The 23,987-nt window shown below is 58.8% G+C and carries 20 protein-coding genes, 1 tRNA gene and 1 pseudogene; 11 read left to right on the plus strand and 11 right to left on the minus strand.

Annotated features, from left to right (window positions below; genetic code table 11):
- Window positions 1–142: 142 nt before the first annotated feature.
- The 11 genes and pseudogenes from B472_RS03020 to B472_RS03070 all read right to left on the minus strand — a co-directional run bounded on the left by B472_RS03020 (window position 143) and on the right by B472_RS03070 (window position 10,448).
- Window positions 143–217: transfer RNA gene (locus B472_RS03020), tRNA-Val, on the minus strand.
- Between the two features lie 107 nt (window positions 218–324).
- Window positions 325–1,035 (minus strand): annotated as a pseudogene (dnaQ, locus tag B472_RS03025) (DNA polymerase III subunit epsilon).
- Window positions 1,036–1,054: 19 nt separating this feature from the next.
- On the minus strand, window positions 1,055–1,393 hold the full coding sequence (gene fdx, locus B472_RS03030) for an ISC system 2Fe-2S type ferredoxin (protein WP_019425272.1): 339 nt from the start codon (window positions 1,391–1,393) through the stop codon (window positions 1,055–1,057).
- Window positions 1,394–1,426: 33 nt separating this feature from the next.
- Window positions 1,427–3,292: a Fe-S protein assembly chaperone HscA gene (hscA, locus tag B472_RS03035; protein WP_019425273.1), complete on the minus strand. Its 1,866-nt coding sequence runs from the start codon at window positions 3,290–3,292 to the stop codon at window positions 1,427–1,429.
- Between the two features lie 16 nt (window positions 3,293–3,308).
- Entirely contained in the window at window positions 3,309–3,824 is a 516-nt protein-coding gene (gene hscB, locus B472_RS03040; RefSeq protein WP_026039186.1) for a Fe-S protein assembly co-chaperone HscB, read from the minus strand.
- 14 nt (window positions 3,825–3,838) lie between these two features.
- Window positions 3,839–4,162 (minus strand): iron-sulfur cluster assembly protein IscA, encoded by a 324-nt coding sequence (gene iscA, locus B472_RS03045; RefSeq protein WP_019425275.1) that lies wholly within the window; start codon window positions 4,160–4,162, stop codon window positions 3,839–3,841.
- Between the two features lies 1 nt (window position 4,163).
- Window positions 4,164–4,550, minus strand: a complete 387-nt coding sequence (iscU, locus tag B472_RS03050) for a Fe-S cluster assembly scaffold IscU (RefSeq protein ID WP_019425276.1) — start codon at window positions 4,548–4,550, stop codon at window positions 4,164–4,166.
- Window positions 4,551–4,597: 47 nt separating this feature from the next.
- Window positions 4,598–5,815, minus strand: coding sequence for an IscS subfamily cysteine desulfurase (locus tag B472_RS03055; protein WP_019425277.1), 1,218 nt, complete (start codon window positions 5,813–5,815; stop codon window positions 4,598–4,600).
- Between the two features lie 18 nt (window positions 5,816–5,833).
- Window positions 5,834–6,370 (minus strand): Fe-S cluster assembly transcriptional regulator IscR, encoded by a 537-nt coding sequence (gene iscR, locus B472_RS03060; protein WP_019425278.1) that lies wholly within the window; start codon window positions 6,368–6,370, stop codon window positions 5,834–5,836.
- Between the two features lie 139 nt (window positions 6,371–6,509).
- Window positions 6,510–8,615, minus strand: a complete 2,106-nt coding sequence (gene uvrB, locus B472_RS03065; protein WP_019425279.1) for an excinuclease ABC subunit UvrB — start codon at window positions 8,613–8,615, stop codon at window positions 6,510–6,512.
- Window positions 8,616–8,750: 135 nt separating this feature from the next.
- The gene (locus B472_RS03070; protein ID WP_019425280.1) at window positions 8,751–10,448 is read right to left on the minus strand and encodes a hypothetical protein; all 1,698 of its coding nucleotides are present in this window, start codon (window positions 10,446–10,448) and stop codon (window positions 8,751–8,753) included.
- A gap of 141 nt (window positions 10,449–10,589) precedes the next feature.
- On the opposite strand from B472_RS03070, the gene B472_RS03075 reads away from it, so the two are divergent.
- The 11 genes from B472_RS03075 (at window position 10,590) to rsxB (ending at window position 23,973) form a co-directional block, all read left to right on the plus strand.
- On the plus strand, window positions 10,590–11,240 hold the full coding sequence (locus tag B472_RS03075) for a type II secretion system protein (RefSeq protein WP_133176059.1): 651 nt from the start codon (window positions 10,590–10,592) through the stop codon (window positions 11,238–11,240).
- Window positions 11,237–11,791: a toxin co-regulated pilus biosynthesis Q family protein gene (locus B472_RS03080; protein ID WP_157951957.1), complete on the plus strand. Its 555-nt coding sequence runs from the start codon at window positions 11,237–11,239 to the stop codon at window positions 11,789–11,791. The genes B472_RS03075 and B472_RS03080 overlap by 4 nt, the downstream gene beginning before the upstream one ends.
- A 72-nt stretch (window positions 11,792–11,863) precedes the next feature.
- Window positions 11,864–13,486 (plus strand): hypothetical protein, encoded by a 1,623-nt coding sequence (locus B472_RS03085; RefSeq protein WP_157951958.1) that lies wholly within the window; start codon window positions 11,864–11,866, stop codon window positions 13,484–13,486.
- 140 nt (window positions 13,487–13,626) lie between these two features.
- On the plus strand, window positions 13,627–14,877 hold the full coding sequence (gene pilO2 / locus B472_RS03090) for a type 4b pilus protein PilO2 (protein WP_019425284.1): 1,251 nt from the start codon (window positions 13,627–13,629) through the stop codon (window positions 14,875–14,877).
- Entirely contained in the window at window positions 14,855–15,667 is an 813-nt protein-coding gene (locus B472_RS03095; RefSeq protein ID WP_019425285.1) for a hypothetical protein, read from the plus strand. The genes pilO2 and B472_RS03095 overlap by 23 nt, the downstream gene beginning before the upstream one ends.
- A gap of 18 nt (window positions 15,668–15,685) precedes the next feature.
- Window positions 15,686–17,389, plus strand: coding sequence for a GspE/PulE family protein (locus B472_RS03100; RefSeq protein ID WP_026039187.1), 1,704 nt, complete (start codon window positions 15,686–15,688; stop codon window positions 17,387–17,389).
- A 13-nt stretch (window positions 17,390–17,402) separates the two neighbouring features.
- The gene (locus tag B472_RS03105) at window positions 17,403–18,503 is read left to right on the plus strand and encodes a type II secretion system F family protein (protein ID WP_019425287.1); all 1,101 of its coding nucleotides are present in this window, start codon (window positions 17,403–17,405) and stop codon (window positions 18,501–18,503) included.
- A 21-nt stretch (window positions 18,504–18,524) separates the two neighbouring features.
- A complete protein-coding gene (locus tag B472_RS03110) occupies window positions 18,525–20,336 on the plus strand; it encodes a hypothetical protein (protein WP_019425288.1) in 1,812 nt (603 codons plus the stop codon).
- 102 nt (window positions 20,337–20,438) lie between these two features.
- Complete coding sequence (locus B472_RS03115; protein WP_026039188.1) at window positions 20,439–21,635, plus strand: amino acid aminotransferase; 1,197 nt, start codon at window positions 20,439–20,441, stop codon at window positions 21,633–21,635.
- Window positions 21,636–21,805: 170 nt separating this feature from the next.
- Window positions 21,806–23,278: a polyhydroxyalkanoate depolymerase gene (locus B472_RS03120; protein WP_019425290.1), complete on the plus strand. Its 1,473-nt coding sequence runs from the start codon at window positions 21,806–21,808 to the stop codon at window positions 23,276–23,278.
- A gap of 5 nt (window positions 23,279–23,283) precedes the next feature.
- Window positions 23,284–23,973: an electron transport complex subunit RsxB gene (gene rsxB, locus B472_RS03125; RefSeq protein WP_019425291.1), complete on the plus strand. Its 690-nt coding sequence runs from the start codon at window positions 23,284–23,286 to the stop codon at window positions 23,971–23,973.
- Window positions 23,974–23,987 lie beyond the last annotated feature (14 nt).

Here is a 23,987-nt window from a genome sequence, read left to right on the forward strand (position 1 = left end):
CATTCATATCTGCCGTGTTCACCGCAGCAAAAGTGAAACCTTTTGGGACTTCAAAAACAGGCGATTAGGACACTTTTAGGACACGGCAATTAAAAAAGCACTTAGAGTTTCCTCTAAGTGCTTGATTTAATTGGGAATTTTTTGGTGGGCGATGCAAGTTTCGAACTTGCGACCCCTGCAGTGTGAATGCAGTGCTCTACCCCTGAGCTAATCGCCCCACGCTGTTCAGCGAAGACCGCGATTATGACATGAAAACACGCCTGATTTGCCGCAAAAGTTGCGAAAAATGCATGGCGAAAGCATGTCCACGCGCAGGCTTCTGGCTCAGACCGGTTGTGACTGTCGCCAAACGGTTTTGCCACCACTTGACTTGTCAAGTTGCAGCAGGACTTCCTCATGCGCTGCCACCTCTTGTGCGTTGGCCGACAACACGGGCAAGGCGAACTGACTCAGATCCAAAGGGACCACAACCGTCTTGGCGTCGCTGGGGGCGTCGCCTGCATCGATCAACAAGGCCTCTTGGCCCCGCGTCATGTTGATGTAAACGTCGGCGAGCTACTCGGCATCGAGCAAAGCGCCGTGCAAGGTGCGACCGGAGTTGTCAACTTCCAGGCGGTCACACAGGGAATCAAGGCTGTTGCGCTTGCCAGGGAACATTTCCTTGGCCATGGCCAAGGTGTCGATGACGTTGCTGACATAGGCTTTGAGCGGTTTCTTGCCCACGCGCTCCAATTCCTTGTTCAGAAAACCCACGTCAAAAGCCGCGTTGTGGATGATCAGTTCCGCATCGGCCAGGTAATCCAGAATCTCATCGGTCAATTGCGCGAACTTGGGTTTGTCACGCAAAAACTCGTTGCTGATGCCATGCACCTTGAGCGCGTCTTCGTGGCTGTCGCGCTCAGGGTTGAAATAAAAATGCAGGTTGTTACCGGTGAGTTTGCGGGCGAACAACTCCACACAGCCCAGCTCGATGATGCGATCGCCGCCTTCGGCTGACAGGCCTGTGGTTTCGGTGTCCAGAACGATTTGACGCATGGCTTTGTCGCTCCCCGGCTCAGTGCAGTTCTTTGGCGTGGTTGACGGTATAGCGCGGAATCTCGATCACCAAATCGCTTTTGGCCACAAAGGCCTGACAGCTCAGACGCGAGTTGGGCTCCAAGCCCCAAGCGCGGTCGAGCAGGTCTTCCTCGGTTTCCTCCATCTCGCCCAGACTCTTGAAGCCCTCGCGCACCACCACATGGCAGGTGGTGCAAGCCGCGCTCATGTCGCAGGCGTGTTCGATGTTGATGTGGTTGTCGAGCAGCGCTTCGCACAGGCTGGTGCCTGCAGGCGCCGTGATTTCTGCGCCTTGTGGGCAGTATTCCGGGTGGGGCAAGATTTTGATGACGGGCATAGTTGTCTTACGAATGAGAAGCAAAGTGGGCTTTTACAAGGCTTGGATGTTTTGTCCGGCCAGCGCTTTTTGGATGCTGTGGTTCATGCGCTCGGCAGCAAAGGCTTCGGTGCCTTTGGCCAGTGCTTGGGTGCAATCTTCCAAGGCTTGGGCGTCTTGCTCGGTTTGTACCGCCGCTTGCAGGGTGGCCATCAACGCATCAATGGCGCTGCGCTCGTCAGCTTGCAGCAATTGACCGTCTGCCGCCAGGGCGCTGCGCGTGGCCAGCAGCATGCGGTCGGCGTCGACGCGCGCCTCCACCAGCGCACGGGCTTTCATGTCGGCCTGGGCGGTGGTGAAGCTTTCTTGCAGCATGGTGGCGATCTGGTCGTCGCTCAAACCATACGAGGGCTTGACGTCGATGCGGGCTTCGACACCACTGATTTGTTCCTTGGCACCCACATTCAGCAGGCCATCGGCATCCACTGTGAAAGTGACGCGGATGCGAGCTGCGCCTGCGGCCATGGGCGGAATACCGCGCAACTCAAAGCGCGCCAAGCTGCGGCAGTCCTGCACCAGATCACGCTCGCCCTGCACCACATGCAGCGCCAGCGCGGTTTGCCCATCTTGGTAGGTGGTGAAGTCCTGCGCCATGGCCGTAGGGATGGTTTGGTTGCGCGGGATGATGCGTTCGACCAATCCGCCCATGGTCTCGATGCCCAGCGACAGCGGGATCACATCAAGCAGCAGCAACTCGCCCGCCGCGTTGTTGCCTGCCAGTTGGTTGGCCTGAATGGCCGCGCCCAAAGCGACGACCTCGTCAGGATTGAGGTTGTTGAGCGGTGCCTGGCCAAAAAATTCGGCCACGGCCTGCTGGATTTGCGGCATGCGGGTGGAGCCCCCCACCATGACCACGCCTTGAACATCGTCCTTGGCCAGCTGCGCATCGCGCAGGGCTTTGCGCACGGCGGTGATGCAACGGGCTGTCAGGGCTTGGGTGGCTTGTTCGAAATCAGCGCGGCTGATGGACGCTGACAAACTGCCGGTAGACAAGGCAGCATGCAGCGTGACCGCATCGGCTGTCGTGAGTGCTTCTTTGGCAGCACGGGCCGCTGCCTTGAGCACGGTCTTGTCTTCGGCAGAGGTCGCCTGCAAGGCGGGCTGGCGGGCCATGGCGGCATCGGCCAGGGCTTGGTCGTAATCGTCGCCGCCTAAGGCAGAGTCACCCCCCGTGGACAAGACTTCGAACACACCTTGCGTCAGGCGCAAGATGGAGATGTCAAACGTGCCGCCACCCAAATCGAACACGGCATACACGCCTTCGCTGGCGTTGTCGAGGCCATAGGCAATGGCTGCAGCGGTGGGTTCGTTGATCAGGCGCAACACGTTCAGGCCGGCCAGCTGGGCCGCATCCTTGGTGGCTTGGCGCTGGGCGTCGTCAAAGTAAGCGGGCACGGTGATGACCGCACCATACAAGTCGTCGTTGAAGGTGTCTTCGGCGCGGTAACGCAAGGTGGCCAAGATTTCGGCGCTCACCTCAACCGGGGATTTAGGGCCTTGCACCGTCTGGATAGACAGCATGCCTTGTTCGCTGGCAGAGAACTCATAAGGCAGTTTGCTGCGGTCGGCGATGTCGTTCAGGCCACGGCCCATGAAGCGCTTGACCGAGGCGATGGTATTGACCGGGTCGCTGGCGGCAGACTGCACCGCGTCAAAACCAATCTGGCGGCCCTGCCCTGGCATGAAGCGCACGACCGAAGGCAAGATCACCCGGCCATCGTCATCGGGCAAGCACTCGGCCACGCCACTGCGCACCGAAGCCACCAGCGAATGCGTGGTGCCCAAATCGATGCCGACGGCAATGCGGCGCTGGTGGGGATCGGGCGATTGGCCCGGTTCGGAAATCTGCAGTAAGGCCATGGTGAAACCAGTGAATTCAGGTCAATCGGTCGAGTTTAGCGTTCACCTCTTGGGTGAAGCGTGCGATGAACATCAGCGCCCTCACCAGCCCCACCGCCTGCGCAGGGTCTTTGGCCACATCCAGCAGGCGGGCCAACTCTTGCTGCACGTGGCGCTGCTCATCGGCCACAGCGTCTGCCAGGGCTTCCAAGCCTTGGGCGCTGTCGGTGTCGTCGAGGCTTTCTCGCCATTCCATCTGCTGCATCAAAAAAGCAGCAGGCATGGCGGTGTTGTTTTCTGCTTGCACAGGTGCTCCAAGCAACTCGCACAAATAGGCAGCACGTTTGAGGGGGTCTTTCAGGCGCTGATAGGCCTCGTTGATGCGCACCGACCACTGCATCGCCACGCGCTGGGCGGCTGCGCCCTCGGCTGCGAAGCGGTCGGGGTGGGCTTCGCGCTGCAAGGCTTTCCAGCGGGTATCGAGTTGCGCACGGTCCTGCGCGAACTGGACCGGCACATCAAACAACTCAAAATCGTTGGCTTGAAGCGAGATCACACGCGCAAGACTCAGACGCGGAAGGACTCACCGCAACCGCAGCGGTCACGCTCGTTGGGGTTGTTGAAGCGAAAACCTTCGTTCAGGCCCTCGCGAACAAAGTCAAGCTCTGTGCCGTCGATGTAAGCCAAGCTTTTCGGGTCCACCAGCACCTTGACGCCGTGGCCTTCAAAGACCACGTCTTCAGGGGCGATTTCGTCCACGTATTCGAGCTTGTAGGCCAAGCCCGAGCAGCCCGTGGTCTTGACCCCGAGGCGCACACCCACACCCGAGCCGCGTTTGGCCAAGTACCGGGTCACATGCCGAGCTGCGGCAGCAGACAGTGAGATCGCCATGTCAGTTCAGGTGTTTCTTTTTGTAGTCGTCCACAGCCGCCTTGATGGCGTCTTCGGCCAGGATGGAGCAGTGGATTTTGACGGGCGGCAGCGCAAGCTCTTCCGCAATCTGGCTGTTCTTCAAGGCCGCCGCTTCGTCCAGCGTCTTGCCCTTGACCCACTCGGTCACGAGCGAACTGGAGGCGATGGCTGAGCCGCAGCCATAGGTCTTGAAGCGTGCGTCTTCGATCACGCCTGTTTCTGGGTTGACCTTGATTTGCAACTTCATCACGTCGCCACAAGCCGGTGCGCCGACCATACCGGTACCTACGCTGTCGTCGCCCTTGTCGAACGAGCCGACGTTGCGGGGATTTTCATAGTGGTCAACCACTTTTTCAGAATATGCCATGGTGTTTTCTCCGTATTCAGTTCAATGTGCGGTGGAAAAAAGTCAAATCAGTGAGCAGCCCACTGGATGGTGCTCAGATCAATGCCATCTTTGTGCATTTCCCACAGGGGACTCAAGTCGCGCAGCTTGGCCACGTTCTCGCGGATGGTTTTGATCGCGAAGTCAATTTCTTCTTCCGTGGTCCAACGGCCAATCGTCATGCGCAGGCTGCTGTGGGCCAACTCGTCGCTGCGGCCCAAGGCGCGCAACACATAGCTCGGCTCCAAGCTGGCAGAGGTGCAAGCCGAACCGGACGACACCGCCAAGCCTTTGATGCCCATGATGAGCGATTCACCTTCGACAAAGTTGAAGCTCATGTTGATGTTTTGCGCCACGCGTTGGGTGGGGTGACCGTTCAAAAACACCTGCTCCATGTCACTCAGGCCGTTCATCAAACGGTCGCGCAAAACACGGGCTTTGGCATTGTCTTGGGCCATTTCGAGCTTGGCAATGCGAAACGCCTCGCCCATGCCCACGCACTGGTGCGTGGCCAAAGAACCCGAACGCATACCGCGCTCATGACCGCCACCGTGCATTTGCGCTTCCAAGCGAATGCGGGGCTTGCGGCGCACATACAAAGCGCCAATGCCTTTAGGGCCATAGGTCTTGTGCGAGGCCAAGCTCATCAAGTCGATGGGCAACTGGGCCAAATTGATCTCGACCTTGCCCGTGGATTGCGCTGCATCGACGTGGAACACGATGCCTTTTTCGCGGCACAAGTTGCCAATCGCGGTCACGTCCTGGATCACGCCAATCTCATTGTTCACGTGCATCACGCTGACCAAAATGGTATCGGGACGGATGGCGGCTTTGAGCACATCCATGTTCAGCAAGCCATCTTCTTGCACGTCGAGGTAAGACACCTCAAAGCCCTGACGCTCCAACTCACGCATGGAGTCCAAAACCGCCTTGTGTTCGGTCTTAACGGTAATCAAGTGCTTGCCGCGTGACTTGTAAAAGTGCGCTGCGCCTTTGAGGGCCAGGTTGTTGGATTCGGTCGCACCGCTGGTCCAGACGATCTCGCGGGGGTCGGCACCGATCAGGTCAGCCACTTGCTCGCGGGCTTTTTCAACGGCGGCTTCGGCTTCCCAACCCCAGGCGTGGCTGCGAGACGCAGGGTTGCCAAAGTGCTCACGCAACCAAGGCACGATGGCGTCCACCACGCGGGGATCGCATGGGTTGGTGGCGCTGTAATCCAGATAAATGGGGAAATGCGGTGTGGTCATGGTCTGGTCTTCTTGAAATCAGGATTTGGCAAACATGTTGCCCAAGTCAAACACAGAGTTGGGCACATTCACACGGATCGGTTGGCTGACGGGCATGGGAGAAATGGCACGCTTGAGGCTGGGCTTGATTTCAACCACCAAGCCTTTGGCCAATTGGTCGTCCACCAGCTTTTGCAGGGACACCGAATCCAAAAATTCCACCATCTTGGAATTGAGGGAGGCCCACAGATCATGTGTCATACAGCGGCCATCAGCGCCATTGCAGTTTTCTTTGCCACCACAGTGGGTGGCGTCGATGGGCTCGTCCACCGACAAAATGATGTCAGCCACCGTGATTTCTGTGGATTTGCGGCCTAAGGTATAGCCGCCGCCGGGGCCACGGGTGGACTCGACCAGGTTGTGGCGGCGCAGCTTGCCAAACAACTGCTCCAGATAAGACAGAGAAATCTGTTGGCGCTGGCTGATGGCGGCCAAAGTCACGGGACCGGCGTCTTGGCGCAAGGCCAAATCGATCATGGCGGTGACGGCAAAACGGCCTTTGGTGGTTAAACGCATGGCAGACTCCTGAAGTGTGTAGAAGCTTGGTCCATCACCCGCTGGCGCGGGATCCCGACTAAACAAGTCAAGTATAAACCAATCCCGATCAAATCACTCGGGTTAAGCGCATGTTGCACCCAAGCCCTCGGAAAGCGCCTCAGGCCCGGATCAGGGGCACGATGTTGTCGCCCCCCGTGGCGCCAAAAGCTTGCTCTTTCAAAATGGACAACTGGTCACGCACATGAGCGGCTTTTTCGAACTCCAAATTGCGGGCGTGCTCCATCATTTGCTTTTCCAACTGCTTGATGGCGCGGGCAATGTCTTTTTCGCTCATGTCCTCGACCTTGGCCCTTTGCATCGCGGCTTGCTCCAGGCGCTCAGCCTCTTTGCCCGACTTTTCGCTGTACACGCCGTCGATCAAATCCTTGACCTTTTTGACGATGCTCTTGGGCGTGATGCCCATGGCCTCGTTGTGCGCCACCTGTTTGATGCGGCGGCGCTCGGTCTCGCCGATGGCTTTTTTCATCGACTCGGTGATGCGGTCCGCGTACAAAATCGCCCGGCCATTCAGGTTTCGGGCGGCACGCCCAATGGTCTGGATCAAGCTGCGCTCGGAACGCAAAAAACCCTCTTTATCGGCATCCAAAATGGCCACCAAAGAGACCTCTGGAATGTCCAAGCCCTCGCGCAGCAAGTTGATGCCCACCAGAACATCGAAAGCGCCTAGGCGCAGGTCACGCAAAATCTCGACCCGCTCGACCGTGTCCACATCGCTGTGCAAATAGCGGACCTTCACGCCGTTGTCACTCAGGTAATCGGTCAGCTGCTCGGCCATGCGCTTGGTCAGCGTGGTGATGAGCACGCGCTCTTGTTTGTCGACCCGGATGCGGATTTCCTGCAGCACGTCGTCCACTTGGTGGGTGGCGGGCCGTACTTCCACCTCAGGGTCAACCAGCCCAGTGGGACGCACCACCTGTTCGACCACCTTGCCCGAATGCGTTTTTTCATAGTCAGCGGGCGTGGCCGAGACGAAGATGCATTGACGCATGCGCTTTTCAAACTCTTCAAACTTGAGCGGGCGGTTGTCCAAGGCGCTGGGCAGGCGAAAGCCATATTCCACCAAGGTGGTCTTGCGCGCCCGGTCGCCGTTGTACATGGCATTGAGCTGGCCGATCATCTGGTGGCTTTCATCCAGAAACATGATGGCGTCGGGCGGCATGTAGTCGGTGAGCGTGCTGGGCGCATCGCCTGGGGCGGCGCCCGACAGGTGCCGGGTGTAGTTCTCGATGCCCTTGCAATGCCCCACTTCCGACAGCATCTCGAGGTCAAACCGTGTGCGTTGCTCCAGGCGCTGGGCTTCGACCAGCTTGCCCATGCCCACCAACTCTTTCAGGCGCTGGGCCAGCTCGACCTTGATGGTCTCCACCGCCGCCAGCACCTTGTCGCGCGGCGTCACATAGTGACTAGAAGGGTAAACCGTGAAGCGCGGAATCTTTTGGCGAATGCGCCCCGTCAACGGGTCAAACAACTGAAGGCTCTCGATCTCGTCGTCAAACAGTTCGATGCGGATCGCCAGCTCAGAGTGTTCAGCTGGAAACACGTCAATGGTGTCGCCGCGCACGCGGAACTTGCCCCGGCTGAACTCCATGTCGTTGCGCTGGTACTGCATGCGGATCAGCTGCGCGATCACGTCGCGCTGACCCAGCTTGTCACCCGTGCGCAGCGTCATGATCATGCGGTGGTAGCTCTCGGGCTCGCCAATGCCATAGATGGCCGACACGGTGGCCACAATGACCACGTCGCGCCGCTCCATGATGCTCTTGGTGCACGACAGGCGCATCTGTTCGATGTGCTCGTTGATCGCGCTGTCCTTTTCGATGAACAGGTCGCGCTGGGGCACATAGGCCTCGGGCTGGTAGTAGTCGTAATAACTGACGAAATACTCGACCGCGTTTTTAGGGAAAAACTCGCGAAATTCGCTGTAAAGCTGGGCGGCCAAGGTCTTATTCGGTGCAAACACAATGGCCGGCCGGCCCACCTGGGCGATCACATTGGCCATGGTGAAGGTCTTGCCCGAGCCGGTGACGCCCAGCAGCGTCTGAAAAACCTCGCCATCCTGCACCCCCTCGACCAACTGCTCAATCGCCACGGGTTGGTCACCCGCAGGTGGATAAGGCTGGAAGAGCTCAAAGGGCGAATCCGGATAGGACACGAACTGGCCGTCAGTGGCTTGAACAACAACGCTCGGGGGGGCATGAACCATGGACGAAAGCACTTCCAACACAGGCGACAGGTGGAGATTCACCGCAACAGCCGATCCCGGGTGGGTCAAAGCTGAACGGTGTAGTTTGCCTGAAGCGCGATCCGCCCAGGCCTGGCGCGTCCAGGCCCTCTGATGTCAATCCACCACAGGCGGCTTTTGGCTGGTGGCCATCAAGCCACCGATCGCCGTTTTGTTGTAGCCCCCAGCGAGGACTCTGGAGGCACCCTTCGGATAAAAAACACCGCCAGCGAGTTGCTGCACGCCCAACAAATCTGTGTATTGTGCAAACATCAAGCGTCCGGTCCCCAGCTGCAAGTCTGTCACCAGCATCCTTTGGTTTTGCACCGTGCGGATCTCATAGCTGCCTGTGGCTACAGGCACAGGACACACACTCCCCACCTGGCAAGATGCTGGCGCACCATTCCAGATGGTGATCTTCCTGTCGTCGTCAAAAGTCAGAACATAAGGCGCCCAAGCCAGGTAACTTCGGTGAGACGTTTTCCCTGTCGCAAAGGTTTGCAGCATTGTCTCGAGACGGGCCATCCCTCGGATCGGTGTGTTCGCGTCCAACTGCTGCAAGCTGATCATGTAGCTGTCTGCACTTGCCGTCGCGTTCAATGTGATGATTTGAGAACCTTCAGGAAAAGCTGGCGCCGGACTGTTCTCCAGCGCCTCTTTTGTGTTGGCATCGATGTTGGGGATATTGGCGATCATCTTTTTATCCAGCAATGCCATGTCGAAAACACGTGCACTGACCTTGAATGACTGCCCGGTCTGTTCCCAGGACACCCGGCCCTGACCGTCGGACACAAATGTTCCGGAGCTTGCCGTGCGCTTCCATGCAGCATCAACAAGGAACCGTGAACCATCATCAGGCAAGTCGGCCACCGGCGCCCAGGCCGACTGTTTCAACTGGTAAGGCTGGATGACCCATTGCCCATGGCTGCCACGGGTTTTCTGGTAACCGTCGAATCCCGTTGCAGAACAATCACCAAGGCATATCGGGGCGTAGATCCCCTGCGCAAGCAGCGCTTGAACATCTTGCTTGGTGCTGTTGCTGTAAAGCTCTGCCTCGTCAATCAACTCAATCTGGCTGGAGCTGACCTCCGCTTTGATCTGTTCAGACGTTTTGCCTTTCAGCAAATGGGCATTTTTCCGGGCGTAGGCGTAGGCTCCGAGCAATGCAACGCGATCGGACGAGCCGCTGAGCTTCAAGACCTGGCGACCGTTCGCGACCCCCAACGCAATCGCTCTCGCCTGCAAATTCAAGCCTTCGTCCAGCGTCATCCTGGCCAGGTAATCGTCCATCAAGGTGGTGTCCAACTGGCCAAGGGCGACCTTCACCTCCCGCTCAATCAACTTCACATCGTCCTTGCTGGGATTCTTCAGCATCTCGTAGCTGATGAGGGTCGTGAATGGCGAGACCACGGCAGAGCGCAGGGTCTTGCCATCTTCGGACAAGAATCCCGCTGCAGGCGACATCATCACGTAGCCGCTTTTCCCGACGTCCTTGAGCATTCTGCCGTGGTCGTCCGAGTCCCGTGCCGTATCGGGCACCACCGCGATCAGGTGGGCACTCTGCAGTGCACCCGCTTCGATGCCGCGAACGTCCAGACTGTAGAAGCCATGGGTGCCCGTTGTCGCCGAGGGCTCGTTCGCATCGCATCCCTGGTTTTCATTGAGGTCCAGGCACACCTGCGCGCCCTGGATATAGCCATCCAGGACAACCCCTTGCCAGGGCAGCGCCGACGCAGGGGTCCCACTGCCACCGCCTGAGCCGCAGGCGGCAAGTAAGGCAGACATGAAGCCGATCAGATAAAGGTGTTGGGTCATCTTTGCACACGGTAAAAGCAACTTGAAACTTCAAAAAATAGCATAAAAGCAGGGATAAATTGACTTTTATATGAAATTTATGAACTCTTATTTTGTATTTATGTATGCTATATTACTCAATCACCAAAGGAGGAGTTGATCGTGAAATTTTTTGTCAGGCCCGTCACACGCAGCCAAAACCACAGCGCCTCATCGGGCTACAGCCTCATTGAGCTCAGCATTGCCTTGTCGATCTTGGCTGTGATCATTGTGGGTTCGCTGATCGGCGTGCAAAAAATCCTGCGCACCAACGCGGTGAACAACGAACTCAAAGCGATGCCGGAGACGATGGCATCGGCACAACGCTTGACCAGCAATCTGGCAGATCTCAATAACCTGAACACTGGGGTCTTCACGGCCCTGGGCGTCTGGCCGCAAGACAGGGTGGTGGGCGGGGCAGCCGGGGCAGCCGCCACCGTCAGCAACCATTTCGGGGGGCGGCAATTCCTCAACCCCAACAACGCGCCACTGGCGGGCTATGCCATCAACCAGCTCTTTGTGCTGACCTTGACCAACATCCCCACCGAAGCGTGTGCCGACCTGGTCTCGGGCATGGACCGGATGGCCCTGGGCTTGTTCATCGGCGCCAACATCACCGCCGATCCCGTCGGCGGCGTCGCAGGCGACGTGGTGAAAAATCCTGGAAGTGACAGCGCAGCAGGAGCCAGATCGGCCAACCTGGCCACTTTGGCCGGACGATGTGGCGCCGCAGGCGGCGGACGCATTCGACTCGACATGGTCGTGGCACGATGAGTCCTTCCGTTCAGCACAGGGCCGGTCCGACCTGCCGGTCTGCACGCCTGCCTGTGTCTTGGGTTTTGCTGGCTTGGATGGCATCCTGGCACAGCGTTCAGGCTCAGACCTCAGCACCCCCGCCCCGAGATCAACACCTCAAATCCGAACTGGCCCACAGCCCACGGCCCGCGATCGCTTCGCCAGCCAGCCAATTGAGCGCGCCTCGCAGGGAGGCCGCCCCATCGGCTGGCACACCAGCCGAGACACCCGGGCCCGCGTCACACAACCTGAACCCGGAACCCGTGCGCATCTGGAGCGTGGAGTTGGCCGACAGCACCGTTCGCTTGTGCCTCAAACGGTGGGCCCATGAAGCCCAGTGGCAACTGGTCTGGGACGCTGACCGGGACTTTGTGATCGAGGCTGAAGTGCGGTGGCAGGGCACTTTTGAACAAGCCCTGACGGCCCTTCTGGAGTCACTGAGAAACAGTGAATACCCCTTGCAGGCGCGCCTGAATACAGACGGTCGGATCTTGCGCATCCAACGGCTTGCACCCTCACTGGGAAAATAAATCATGCTTTGGTCATCCCCCGCTCATGCGCAGACATGGCACCCCCGAACAAGCACGCCGCTCCTCCTCCTGATGCTCTGGGGTCTTGCAGGCTGCTCCCAATTCAACACCCGGGTGTCGGACGTGTTTGAACGCAACCAGGACAGAAGCGCTCAGGCACAAGACACGGCCAGAAATCTGCCGCCCCCCTTGCAGGTGGTGGTGCGCGATAACCACCCCAGGTTCACGGGCAGAAGCCTGTCTGTCAATGAAGAGCAGGCTCTGCCCGCTGCCCTGAGCCGGGTGACGGTGCGCTATCCAGGCCGGCATTCTTTGCTTCAAGTCGCCGAACTGATTTCTCGGACGGTGAAAATCCCCGTGACGGTCACGCCCGATGCCTTGATGGAACCCTCGCGTTTTTCGCCCGTCGGCAATACGGCCGCGGGCGCTACCGCCAGCGGCACCAGGCCACAAGTGGACACAGGCGCACAGGTTCAACGCCAATTGCAACGGGAAGCCAATGCCGGCCTCGTCAGCCAGCAAGGGGGCGGGATGCTGAACCTGACGGACGAGGAGTACCAAAACAGCCTCGAATTGAATTACAGCGGCAACCTGGAAGGGTTGCTGGACCTGGTGGCCGCGAGAACCGGCTTGTATTGGCGCTTTTCAGCTGGGGTCATCACTTTCAGCCGCATCGACACCCAGACTTTTTCCATCAAGGCACACCCTGGCACTTCCAAGTTTTCGGCCGAAGTCAACGGCACCAACGGCGAAAGCTCCGGCGGCACGATGAGTGTCTCGGCCGGTGCCGAGTTCGATTTTTGGGCAGGCCTGGAAGAAGGGGTCAAAAGCCTGATTTCCAGGTCGGGCCGATTTGTGATCGACTCCAGGAACGGTTTTGTGACGGTGACGGACGCCATCCACAACGTCCGAGCTGTGCGCAAAATGGTTCAGCGCTACAACGAACTGACCACACGTCAGATCGTCCTCAACGTTGAAGTTCTGCAGATCCAACTCGATGAATCCAAAGCCATCGGCATTGACTGGGGCGCGGTATCGCAACGCATCAACAGCATGTCGGGTGCCCAGGTGACCCTGCAGGGACCGGCATCCATCATTCGGTCCCCAGGTGTTGGCTCCGTCGGGTTGACGCTGACGGGCGGGGCCGGGCAACTCAATACCGGGCGATTCTTGATCAATGCGCTCGAGACCTTCGGCAAAGTCTCCACGGCCTACTCGGTCTCTGTCGCGACGACCAACCGGCAACCCGTTCCTGTCGGCGCTCTGAACAATCTGGCTTACGTCAAACAAGCTTCACCCGCCTCGGTGGTGCCCACCTCCGGTGTGGCCACTTCCGGCGCCTTGATCCCGGGCACCGTGCAAACCGGATTCGCGATGACACTGATCCCGACCATACTGGACTCCAACCGGATCATGCTGCAGTCCTCATTGACCATCAGCCTGCTCAAAAGCCTTCGAACCTTCACCAGCGGAACGGCCTCTGTACAGACGCCCGAGGTGGATTCATTCACCAGCATGCAACGCATGAGTGCAAGCCCTGGCGACACGCTGATTTTGCTCGGTTACGAACACGAAGGGGGTGATTGGAGCAGCGCTGATCTGTCTCAGGGCTTCCCGATTCCTGGTTATCGGAGCGGCACACGCAAGAGAGTCAGCACCGTGGTTCTGGTCACCCCAGTCTTGCAGGGCATCTGAGCATGCGGGCGTGGCACCAGGTGAACGCCTTCTTGCGAAGGAGGTTTTCAAGCGCACTTCGGGACACCCCCATCCCCAATGACGCGCCCCAGCAAAAAACCCGCTCGGCTGAACCGAAAAATCAGACACGCGTTTTGAAGATGGGAGCGGCACCTGTGGCCTTCGGACTGCAGTGGCAGCCCCATCATGGTGCCAACTTCGAGCAACAACTCAAGCACCTCTGGCAACAGGGCTACAAGGGCTATGCGCTATCGTCCCCAGCCGAAGTGCTGGGCGTTTCGGACATCTCCCTGCCCCGCAAAACCATCTCGGGCGCTTTGGCCCTGGCCGACCGCCACGCCAAGGGCGGCTGCGAGCTGTTTGTGTTCCATGCCGACGCAGCGCACACCCTGGTGGCCCTGAACAATGGTCTTCCCGTCCCGGGTTTCGACATCATTGGCCTCAAAAGCGAGATCAAATCGGCCATCCAACTGTTTCGGGACATCAAAAAAGAAGAATCCATTCGCATCGTGGGCAATGTGAACTGGCTGGAAGGGATGGAACCGCTGTCACCCAACCAGGCCTTTGCGGATTGCCCAGCACATGTCTGCATCCAGCCGATGAACCGCTGGAAAACCGTGTCGCTTCAAATCGGGCTGATCGGATTCGTCGTTTTGATGGGTGTTGGCGCATACAGCCTGTACCAGGACCAAGCACCAGCACCCGTGGCCAATGCCATGCCCGAAGATCCCAACCTGAGCTATGAACGCGATTTGAGCCAGGCATTGCTGCGTACCGCACCCACGGGATCGGCCATGATGCAGCAATGGACCGCCACCATCCAGTCCCTGCCGGTGACGCTGGGTGGCTGGACGCTGAAAACCGTCAAATGCCGTGCAGATGCCTGCAAGTCCGACTGGAAGCGCCACCACGGCAGCTACGCGGATTTCAGCCATGCGGCCCAGATGGCGCTGGGCGTGTCTGCCTTTGAGACATCCGGCAAAGACCTCGAGGACCCTGTGGTCTCGGTCATGCATGCGCTCCATCCCGTCAAGTCTGAACGCCTTCAAAGGCCCACACTGCCGCACGTCGACCAGGCTCAGCGATCGCTAGGCACCTTGTTACAAGACCTGCTCTTGCTGGGCGCACGCAAAGCCGTCTTGAGCGAATTCAAACTGTTTGGATCGAGTACCGCGGTGCCGGTAAAAAACCTGCGCGCGCCAGTTTTGGTGGCCGAATTCAAGCTGGAAGCCGATCTGTGGTTGCTCGATGAAATCGACTTGCCCCATTACGTCGTCCCCGAGGGCATGGAACTTCAAGTTTTGATTGACGGCTCCTCAGGAAAAAAAGAGGCTCACTATGGTTCATTCATCTTATCGGGGGCTGTTTATGCCAACGCAGTCCCCCATTGACAACACCCGCCAGGCGATCGCTGCGGCGGCCCTTTTGCTGTGCATGCTGACGCCCGCCTGGGCCACCAACAGCGACATGTCACCGGCGCGCGCGGGACCCGACATCGGCGCTGCTGACACCGCTGCGACCCATCTGCGCATCTCGGATTTGGTGATGAAGGAGAAGAAAAGTCGCGAACTCGAACTCCAGCGCAAATTGCCCATGACCGGCCCCACGACGCCCGTGGCAGGCCCCAGAGCCAACGACAGCCCGGGCCTGAAACGCGATTCAAACCGTCCTGTTATCTGGTCCTTGACGGGCGCAGCGGGCAGCTACCAGGCCGAGGTCGTTTGGCAAAATCGTCTGCTTGTCGTGTCTTCCGATCAGGCCAGTGTCCCGCAGTTGGGGACACTGGAATACATGGATGAAACCGGGATTTACATCCGTCCGGGGCGCAGGCATCGGCTGAACAAGGCCTGGCTGGACGCTGACGGCTTGCTGGTCCTGTCATCGCCGCGCGAGGGTCAGGCCGCCCCCATCCTGGTAGAGGTGCCCACCAACATCTCACTTGTACGCCCTGCATTGCTCAACGCGGCCCATCTGCCCAGCGCCATGCCGGTGAGCCTGCCAGCGAAACCCTTGGCAAGCCAGCCTGTCCCCTGGGTTTTGGCTTCGGGTGAAGCGATATCCGGCAATGTCGACCTCAGCCCGCCGAAAAAATTGGACCTGCAGCCCCCGATGAGCGCTCCTGCAGCGGCCGCAGCCCTGCCTCTCAAAAGCCCCACTGCTGGCCAAAACAGCAGCAAATAAATCCGGGAATGCACGCCCATGAATGATCTCGACAAGCTTTCCAACAGCGATCAGGTCCGGCACCTTTGGCGCTTGTCCGATGTCCCTGAGCACAGCGAAGTGCTGACATCGCTGGAGACAGAGTATCCAGGCGGCGCGCCCACCTCGACCGCGCCAGAAACCGTTTGCATTGCCAATGCGGCCAAAGAAGTATTTCTGATCTCGACGCCAGCCGCCTTGCATGGCCCCTTGTGGTTTCACAAATTTGCGCTCATCCAAAAGGCCGGCTTCACCTACGCTGACTGCCTGACGGCCGAACCCGATGTGCTGGAAATGCTGGCCCTGGGCATTCATGCGCAAGGACAACAAGCCAAAAAAGACCAGGCCGAGGATGCGCGTGTCAAATCGAGTCTGGTGAACGAGTCCGGGCCCCTGTCGTGGTTCAAGAAAATGATCGCCACCTGCCACGAAATGGGGGCCAGCGACATCCATTTCGAAGTACGGGACAGCAGCACGCGCATCCGCGTGCGCCACGATGGCGTCATGCGGCACGTCATGAGCATCCCCAGCAACGTCGTGCTCGACGGCTTGTCCGCCAGTTTCACCGTCCTTGCCGAAGAGCGCTCGCGCTCCGAGGTGGCCTTCAATGCACAGGCTGCACAGGCCTGCATGATCCCTTTGACCTTTGACGCAGAGAACATCAATTTGCGCTACCAAAGTCATCCGGTGGTGAGCGGCGTCGATGTCACCCTCAGGATCCTCAAAACATCCGTCAGCACGAAATCCGAATTGATGACGCTGGACAAACTGGGCTATACCCCACAACAGGTGGAGTTGCTGGAACTGGCCAGTGGTTCAGCCAATGGTGGCGTCTTTGTTTCGGGCGTCACAGGCTCAGGTAAAACCACGACGCTCAACGCCATGCTTCGCGCGATTGCCACGGAGGGCATTCGCAAGGTCATCTCCATCGAAGATCCTGTGGAGTATGTGGTCCCGGGGGTTTCGCACTTTTCGATTCAAAGGCAGTCCAACAGCGACACGGGCAAAAATCCTTTTTTGGGTGCCATGCTGGCATTTCTGCGCATGGACCCCGATGTCGGCATGGTGGGTGAAGTCAGGGACAATGTTTCAGCACAAATTGTGCAAGCAGCGATCCAGACCGGACACAAGATCTTCTCCACTGTCCATGCCACGTCTGCGCTGGGCATCGTCTCTCGCCTGAACTCGCAGGCCATTGCCCTGCCCCGGGACACCCTGTGCGGACCCGAATTCATTTCTGCGCTGGTCTACCAGGTCCTGGTCCCCAAAAACTGCCCGGCCTGCAGCCGACCCGCCACACAGGTCATGAAGCCCGCCGAACTGGCACCCTATGCAGAATTTTTCGATCTGAACATGGACGCCCTGATGTGTGCCAGCGATGGCGGCTGCCCCCTGTGCCGGGTCAAGGGTCTGGACTACAACGGCAGTCTGCGCGCCGGCGTCAAAGGGGTCAAAGTGGGGGCAGAGGTGATTGTTCCCGATGAGCCCCTGCTGCAACTGCTGTCGGCAGGCAAGGACATTGAAGCCAGAAACCACTGGCGCAGCCAACGCACCGCCCGATTTGACGATGCCGACACCTTGGGCAAGGAGGCTTGGGGACATGTGCTTTATGACATGTCCAGAGGACTCATCGACCCGTTCTATTTTGAAAAAATCTTTGGTCGACCCAGCCTGTTCAGGCAGGCCGCCCGAATACGCGCCTGAGGTGTGATGTGCCATGAACACGCTCGGCCTGTCCCTGATCGACTCACTTCGCCTGTGGTCTGCACGCCGCAGCCTCCGGCGAGAGCGGAGTGCTTTTTATTTCGACCTTGCCAGCACCTTGGCAGATCGGGTGCCACTGTTTTCAACCTTCCGCAAATACGAGTCGCGTGCCAGACGTCGCGCGCCCCATATGGCCGTGGTTTACCTGCACATGGCGCGTTCGATCCAACAGGGCTCGCTGGCCGATGCACTGGAAGGTGTGGCCAGTTCCATGGAAAGGATTGTGCTGGATGCCGTCCAGACCGGCGGCGATGAAAGCATGGCCAGAGGCCTGGCGTTCTTGTCTGAAACCGTGGACAAAACAGAACGCATGCAGGACGCCGTGCGCAAGGCCGTCACCTACCCGGTGCTGTTGCTGATTGTTTTTTCGCTGATGTTGGTCGGTTTTTCGAAATTTGCAGTTCCGGTCCTGGTCGAACTCATACCGCCGCAAAACTGGCCCCCCATGGGCCAGGTCTTGTATGCCCTCACCCAGTTCATCGAGCACTTTGGGTTGTTGGCCCTGGTGGTCGTGCTGGGCGCCATCGCCGCTTTCTTGTGGTCATTGCCCAACTGGTCGGGACCCTCACGTGTGCGTGCAGACACGCGCGTGCCTTATTCGATTTACAGGGATTACCAGGGGGCCATCCTGATCCTGGCACTGTCGTCTTTGATGCAAGCCCAGGTCTCCTTGCATGCTTCACTGGAACGCGCCCTGCGTTACAGCAATCCGTGGATGCGCTGGCACCTGCAATGGATTCTCAAGCGTTTGGCCAAAGGCGACTCACGGGCCTTTGGCACGGCTTTCCAAACCGGGCTGCTCTCGCCCAATCTGGAAGACCGCGTGCAGGACGCCTCCGAACGTTCAGACCCGGTGGCTGCCTTTGTGCGCATTGGCAACAGTTCGGTCGACCTGACGGTCAGAGATCTGGAGCGTTCGGCCAGGGTGCTCAACATGGTGCTTCTGGGCATCTGTGGGGTGCTGCTGGCCATCATGATGATCGGGTTTTTCTCCACCGCGTTCTCGCTTGAAAATTCGCTGCGGGAAAGCACAAGCCAATCGGTCGGGCGCTGAATCGGGCGTCTGAAATCAACCATGAATTCCAACCAAAACCCCCACGAATCCCGCATCTCCAAACCCCGTTGCGCCAACGCTGCGCCGAACAACCGGGGGTTTACGCTGTTCGAAATGAGCATTGTGGTGGCACTGGCCACGACCGCCATCGTGCTCAGCCTGCAGTACTACAGAAAGCAGGCGCTGATCGATCAGGCCCATATCCTCGCGCAGCAGTACAAAAAGCTCAACGCAGCGATCGGAACCTACATGACGGTCTACTACTATGAGCTGCGCAATCTGCCAGCGCAATGCAGCATCCTGGCCTTGCGGGAAGGCAGCGCACCCACGCAATCCCCCCCGACACAAGCTTGCAGCCTGACACTGCCGCAGCTGGACGATCAGCTGGCACAGATCCCCAACGCGCTTGGCTTCAAGCTCGCCAATGCGCTGCAACCGACGCTGGCAGAACTTGTCGGTCTGGGCATCCTGAGCAAGGAAACCTCGGACATCCCGCCGTTTCCGCACCACAACACCGTCTACAACGCCCAACGCGAATTTGAACGCTACCGCTTTGCCTTCCTGATCGACCATGCCTGCGTGGGCGCGCCGCGCATCCCCTTGCCAGACAATCTGCCGCCCTGCGCTGACACCAACCAGGACTTGCGCTCACTGGTTTTCAACACCCAACCCTATTTCGGACTCAATGCCGGACATGCCGCGCAGCATGCCCATTTGATGGGTGAGGTGATGGTCAAGGCCGGCGCAGACGCGGCCATGACCACCAGCGCCACCCCGCTCCCGGGTGAGCTCTATGGCCATCGGGCCTCTTGGCAATTGAGAAACCCGATTCGCAGCCGCACAGATCAAGGCAAGGATCAAGGAACTGATCAAGACAAAGATCCAAGCAAGGACCGAGGCATGTTCAACATGGTGGCGATGATGAACGGCTTCGGCGCTTCGGGCTTTTTGCAGTTCACGCGCCGCGATGGCTCTTTGTGGCCGACCGACCACTGGAATTTCAACAAGAAAAATCTGCACGATGTGGCCCGCCTGGAATCTGCAGAAGGCGACTTCGGCGACAAGCTGGCCATTCCCTACAAGGTGCTGGGCACCTCGTGTGCGACCGACAGAAAGGCAGAAGAGATCAACCCAAAGGAGGGCATCAACGGCAAACTGGATGGCATTGCATTTGACCGTGCAGCCAAAGCCATGCTGATCTGCGACAACGGCAAATGGTTGCACAGCCGCGGCAAAGGCGCTGCGAATTGGGAGGACTACATTGACGTCATGATCAAGGCCGATCATGACGACCTTGGGATGAAGTTCAGCTGGACTGTGACCTCACCCGAAGCCGCGACACGGCCTACAAAAACAGCATTCAACATCCCAACAGACTCCGATGAGTGGAAAACCACCTCCGGGTTTCATGTGAACACAGGCCTCGATCCCGGCCAGTGGGGCATGCCCTTGGTCCTTGAAGCCAACACCCGTGGCCAGCGAAAAATGATAGAGGACAGCTGGTGCCACTACTCGATGGGGCTGGTGGAAACCGCCAGTTTGGGGGGTGCATTGGTCGGCGTCGTTGTCGGGGTAGGCACCTATGGTGTTGTCACCAGCCTAGGGGTTTTCAGTGGCGGCGGGGGCATCGGCGGCGGCGGAGGCCTTGTGGCCACGGCCGGCCTGGGTCTTTCTCAGAACTGGTGCGTGGACAAAAACCGGCAATGGACCCCCATCGCCCAAAAGCCCGAGCACCAGCTGAGCGTTGATCCCACCAGCAAAAGCTGGATTTTGCGCAGCGACATGCACAAGGGCGGCGTTCTGACCGTCCGCTTTCACAAGCTGTATCAGTGAGGCTCGGCAAGGCATAAAATAGTGTCCGCGCTGCAAAACACCCTGGCGCCGCCGCTGATCCCGGTTGGGTACCGATGCTTGTTTTTTTCAATGGAACACCCCATGTCTTTGTTTTCCGCCGTCGAAATGGCCCCCCGCGACCCCATCCTGGGTCTGAACGAACAATTCAATGCCGACACCAACCCCAACAAGGTGAACTTGGGCGTCGGCGTGTACTTCGACGACAACGGCAAACTGCCCCTGCTTCAATGTGTGCAGGCGGCTGAAAAAACCATGATGGCCACCCCGTCAGCCCGTGGTTACTTGCCGATCGACGGCATCGTGGCCTATGACAACGCCGTCAAGGCGCTGGTGTTTGGTGCTGACTCCGATGTGGTGAAGTCTGGCCGCGTCTCCACCGTGCAGGCCATCGGCGGCACAGGTGGGCTGAAGATCGGCGCCGACTTCCTGAAGAAGGTCAGCCCCCAAGCCAAAGTGCTGATTTCCGACCCCAGCTGGGAAAACCACCGCGCCATCTTTGTGAATGCCGGTTTTGAAGTCGATACCTATGCCTACTACGACGCCGAAAAACGGGGCGTCAACTTCGAGGGCATGCTGGCCAGCCTCAACGCGGCAGCCCCCGGCACCATCGTGGTGCTGCACGCCTGCTGCCACAACCCGACCGGCTACGACATCACCGCCGCCCAATGGCAACAAGTGATTGCCGTGGTCAAGGCCAAAGGTCTGACGGCCTTCCTGGACATGGCCTACCAAGGCTTTGGCCATGGCATCGCCGAAGATGGTGCGGTGATCGGCCAATTCGTGGCCGCAGGCCTCAACATTTTTGTATCCACCTCTTTTTCTAAGAGCTTCAGCCTGTACGGCGAGCGCGTGGGCGCCCTGTCGGTGGTGGCCAACGACAAAGAAGAAGCCTCGCGCGTGCTGAGCCAGCTCAAAATCGCGATCCGCACCAACTACTCCAACCCACCCATCCACGGTGGCGCGGTGGTGGCGGCTGTGTTGAACAACCCTGAGCTGCGCGCCCAGTGGGAAAGCGAACTGGCCGAAATGCGTGTGCGCATCAAGGCCATGCGCCAAAAACTGGTGGACAGCCTCAAAGCCGCTGGTGTTCAGCAGGACATGAGTTTCATCACCACCCAGATTGGCATGTTCAGCTATTCGGGCCTGACCAAAGACCAAATGGTGCGCCTGCGCAGTGAGTTCGGGGTTTACGGCACCGATACCGGCCGCATGTGCGTGGCAGCGCTCAACAGCAAAAACATCGATTACGTCTGCGCGGCCATCGCCAAAGTGGTCTGAGTTGACGCCCATCAAGTCTGACTTTCAGCTTGAGACCGCCCCAGACGGGGCGGTTTCTTTTTGGTCGGTCCGGGATGTGACTGTTGATTAGGGTGCGAACTCAAAAAATACCCCAGGGTCTCCTGTAGTATTGCTGCACCGCATCATTTTGTTGCAAGGAAAACTGTCAAATGCTTTACCAGATCTTCGAAACGCAACGCTCGATCATGGAACCTTTTTCCGATCTGGCACAAGCAGCGGCCAAGCTGTACAGCAACCCCTTGAACCCCATGGCGCAAACGCCTTTGGCCCAACGTGTGTCGGCGGGTTACGCCCTGATGCACCGCCTGGGCAAAGACTATGAAAAGCCCGAATTTGGCATCAAGACCGTGAAGGTCAATCGGGTCGACGTGGCCATCCACGAGCGCATTGAGATCGACAAGCCTTTTTGCGAGTTGCGCCGTTTCAAGCGCTTTTCCGACGATCCAGCCACCTTGACCCTGCTCAAAAGCCAGCCGGTCGTGTTGATCGTGGCCCCCTTGTCGGGCCACTACGCCACCTTGCTGCGCGACACCGTCAAAACCATGCTGCAAGACCACAAGGTCTACATCACCGACTGGAAAAATGCCCGCTTGGTGCCTTTGTCGGATGGTGAGTTCCACTTGGACGACTACATCAACTACGTGCAAGAGTTCATTCGCCACCTGCAAGCCACCTATGGCCATTGCCATGTGGTCAGCGTTTGTCAGCCTACGGTGCCGGTGTTGGCCGCCGTGTCCCTGATGGCCAGCCGTGGCGAGAAGACCCCGCTGACCATGACCATGATGGGCGGCCCCATCGACGCGCGCAAGTCACCCACCTCGGTCAACAACCTGGCCACCAACAAGAGTTTTGAGTGGTTTGAGAACAACGTGATTTACCGTGTTCCGGCCAACTTCCCAGGTGCAGGTCGCCGTGTGTACCCGGGCTTTTTGCAGTACACCGGCTTTGTGGCCATGAACCCCGACCGCCACGCCAACAGCCACTATGACTTCTTCAAAGACCTGATCAAGGGTGACGACGCCAGCGCCGAAGCCCACCGCAAGTTCTACGACGAGTACAACGCCGTTTTGGACATGGACGCCGATTACTACCTGGAAACCATCCAGACGGTGTTTCAGGACTTCAAACTGGTCAACGGCACTTGGGACGTCAAAGGCGTAGACGGCAAGGTCGAGCGTGTTCGCCCACAAGACATCCGGGGCACTGCGCTGATGACGGTCGAAGGCGAGCTGGACGACATTTCTGGCTCTGGGCAAACCCGTGCAGCCCAAGACCTGTGCAGTGGTGTGCCCGCCAGTGAGCGCCAGCACTTGGAAGTTGAAGGCGCGGGTCACTACGGGATCTTCAGTGGCCGCCGCTGGCGCGACATGGTTTACCCACAACTGGTCAAGTTCATCTTGAACCATGTGCCCAAAACGGCCCCCAAAGCGCCTGCGATCGTTCAGCCCAAGGCCGTCGTCAAAACTGCAGCAAAGACCGCAAAAAAGACCCTCGCAAAGGCCGCGCCAAAAACCGTCGCCAAGCCTGTCGCCAAACCCAAAGCGCCCGTGAAAGCGGTGGCGGTCACCAAGCCTAAAGCGTCGGTCAAAACAGCCTGGGTTCAGCCCGGCAAAAAAGCATAAGCTTCATGCCCGCTTTGCCCCAAACAGCGCCTGAGAACCAGGCGCTTTTTCTATTGCTGAACGATGCGCTGCCCCAAACCCAGTGCACACGTTGTGGCTATCCGGATTGCGCTGCCTATGCCCGCGCCATGGCCCAAGGACAGGCGGCCATCAACCAATGTCCGCCGGGCGGTCAAGAAGGCATTGAACGTCTGGCTGCGCTCACAGGTCGGCCCGTTTTGCCACTCAACCCCGAGCACGGCACAGAAGGCCCACGCCACGTGGCCATCATCGACGAGGCCTGGTGCATCGGCTGCACGCTGTGCATCAAGGCCTGCCCAACCGATGCGATTTTGGGGGCCAACAAACTGATGCACACGGTGATTGAACCTTGGTGCACAGGCTGCGAGCTGTGCATTCCGGTGTGCCCGGTGGACTGCATTGCGCTGGAGAACGTGACGGACACGCGCACAGGCTGGGCCGCCTGGTCTGCACCAGCGGCACAGACCTCACGCGCGCGCTATGCATCACGTCAGAAACGGCTGGTGCGAGAAGAGGCCGTCCAACAAGCCCGGCTGATCACCGAGGCCGAACACACCTTGGCCGACTTGACTGCCCACACCAAGGGCGCAGACAAGGCGCCCGAAATGGACCGCAAGCGGACCATCATCGAAGCAGCGCTGGCCAAAGCCAAAGCCCGCCAGACGGGAGCCTGACGGGCTTTTGTGGA

The organism is Limnohabitans sp. Rim28 (assembly GCF_000293865.2).
GTDB lineage: Bacteria > Pseudomonadota > Gammaproteobacteria > Burkholderiales > Burkholderiaceae_C > Limnohabitans_A.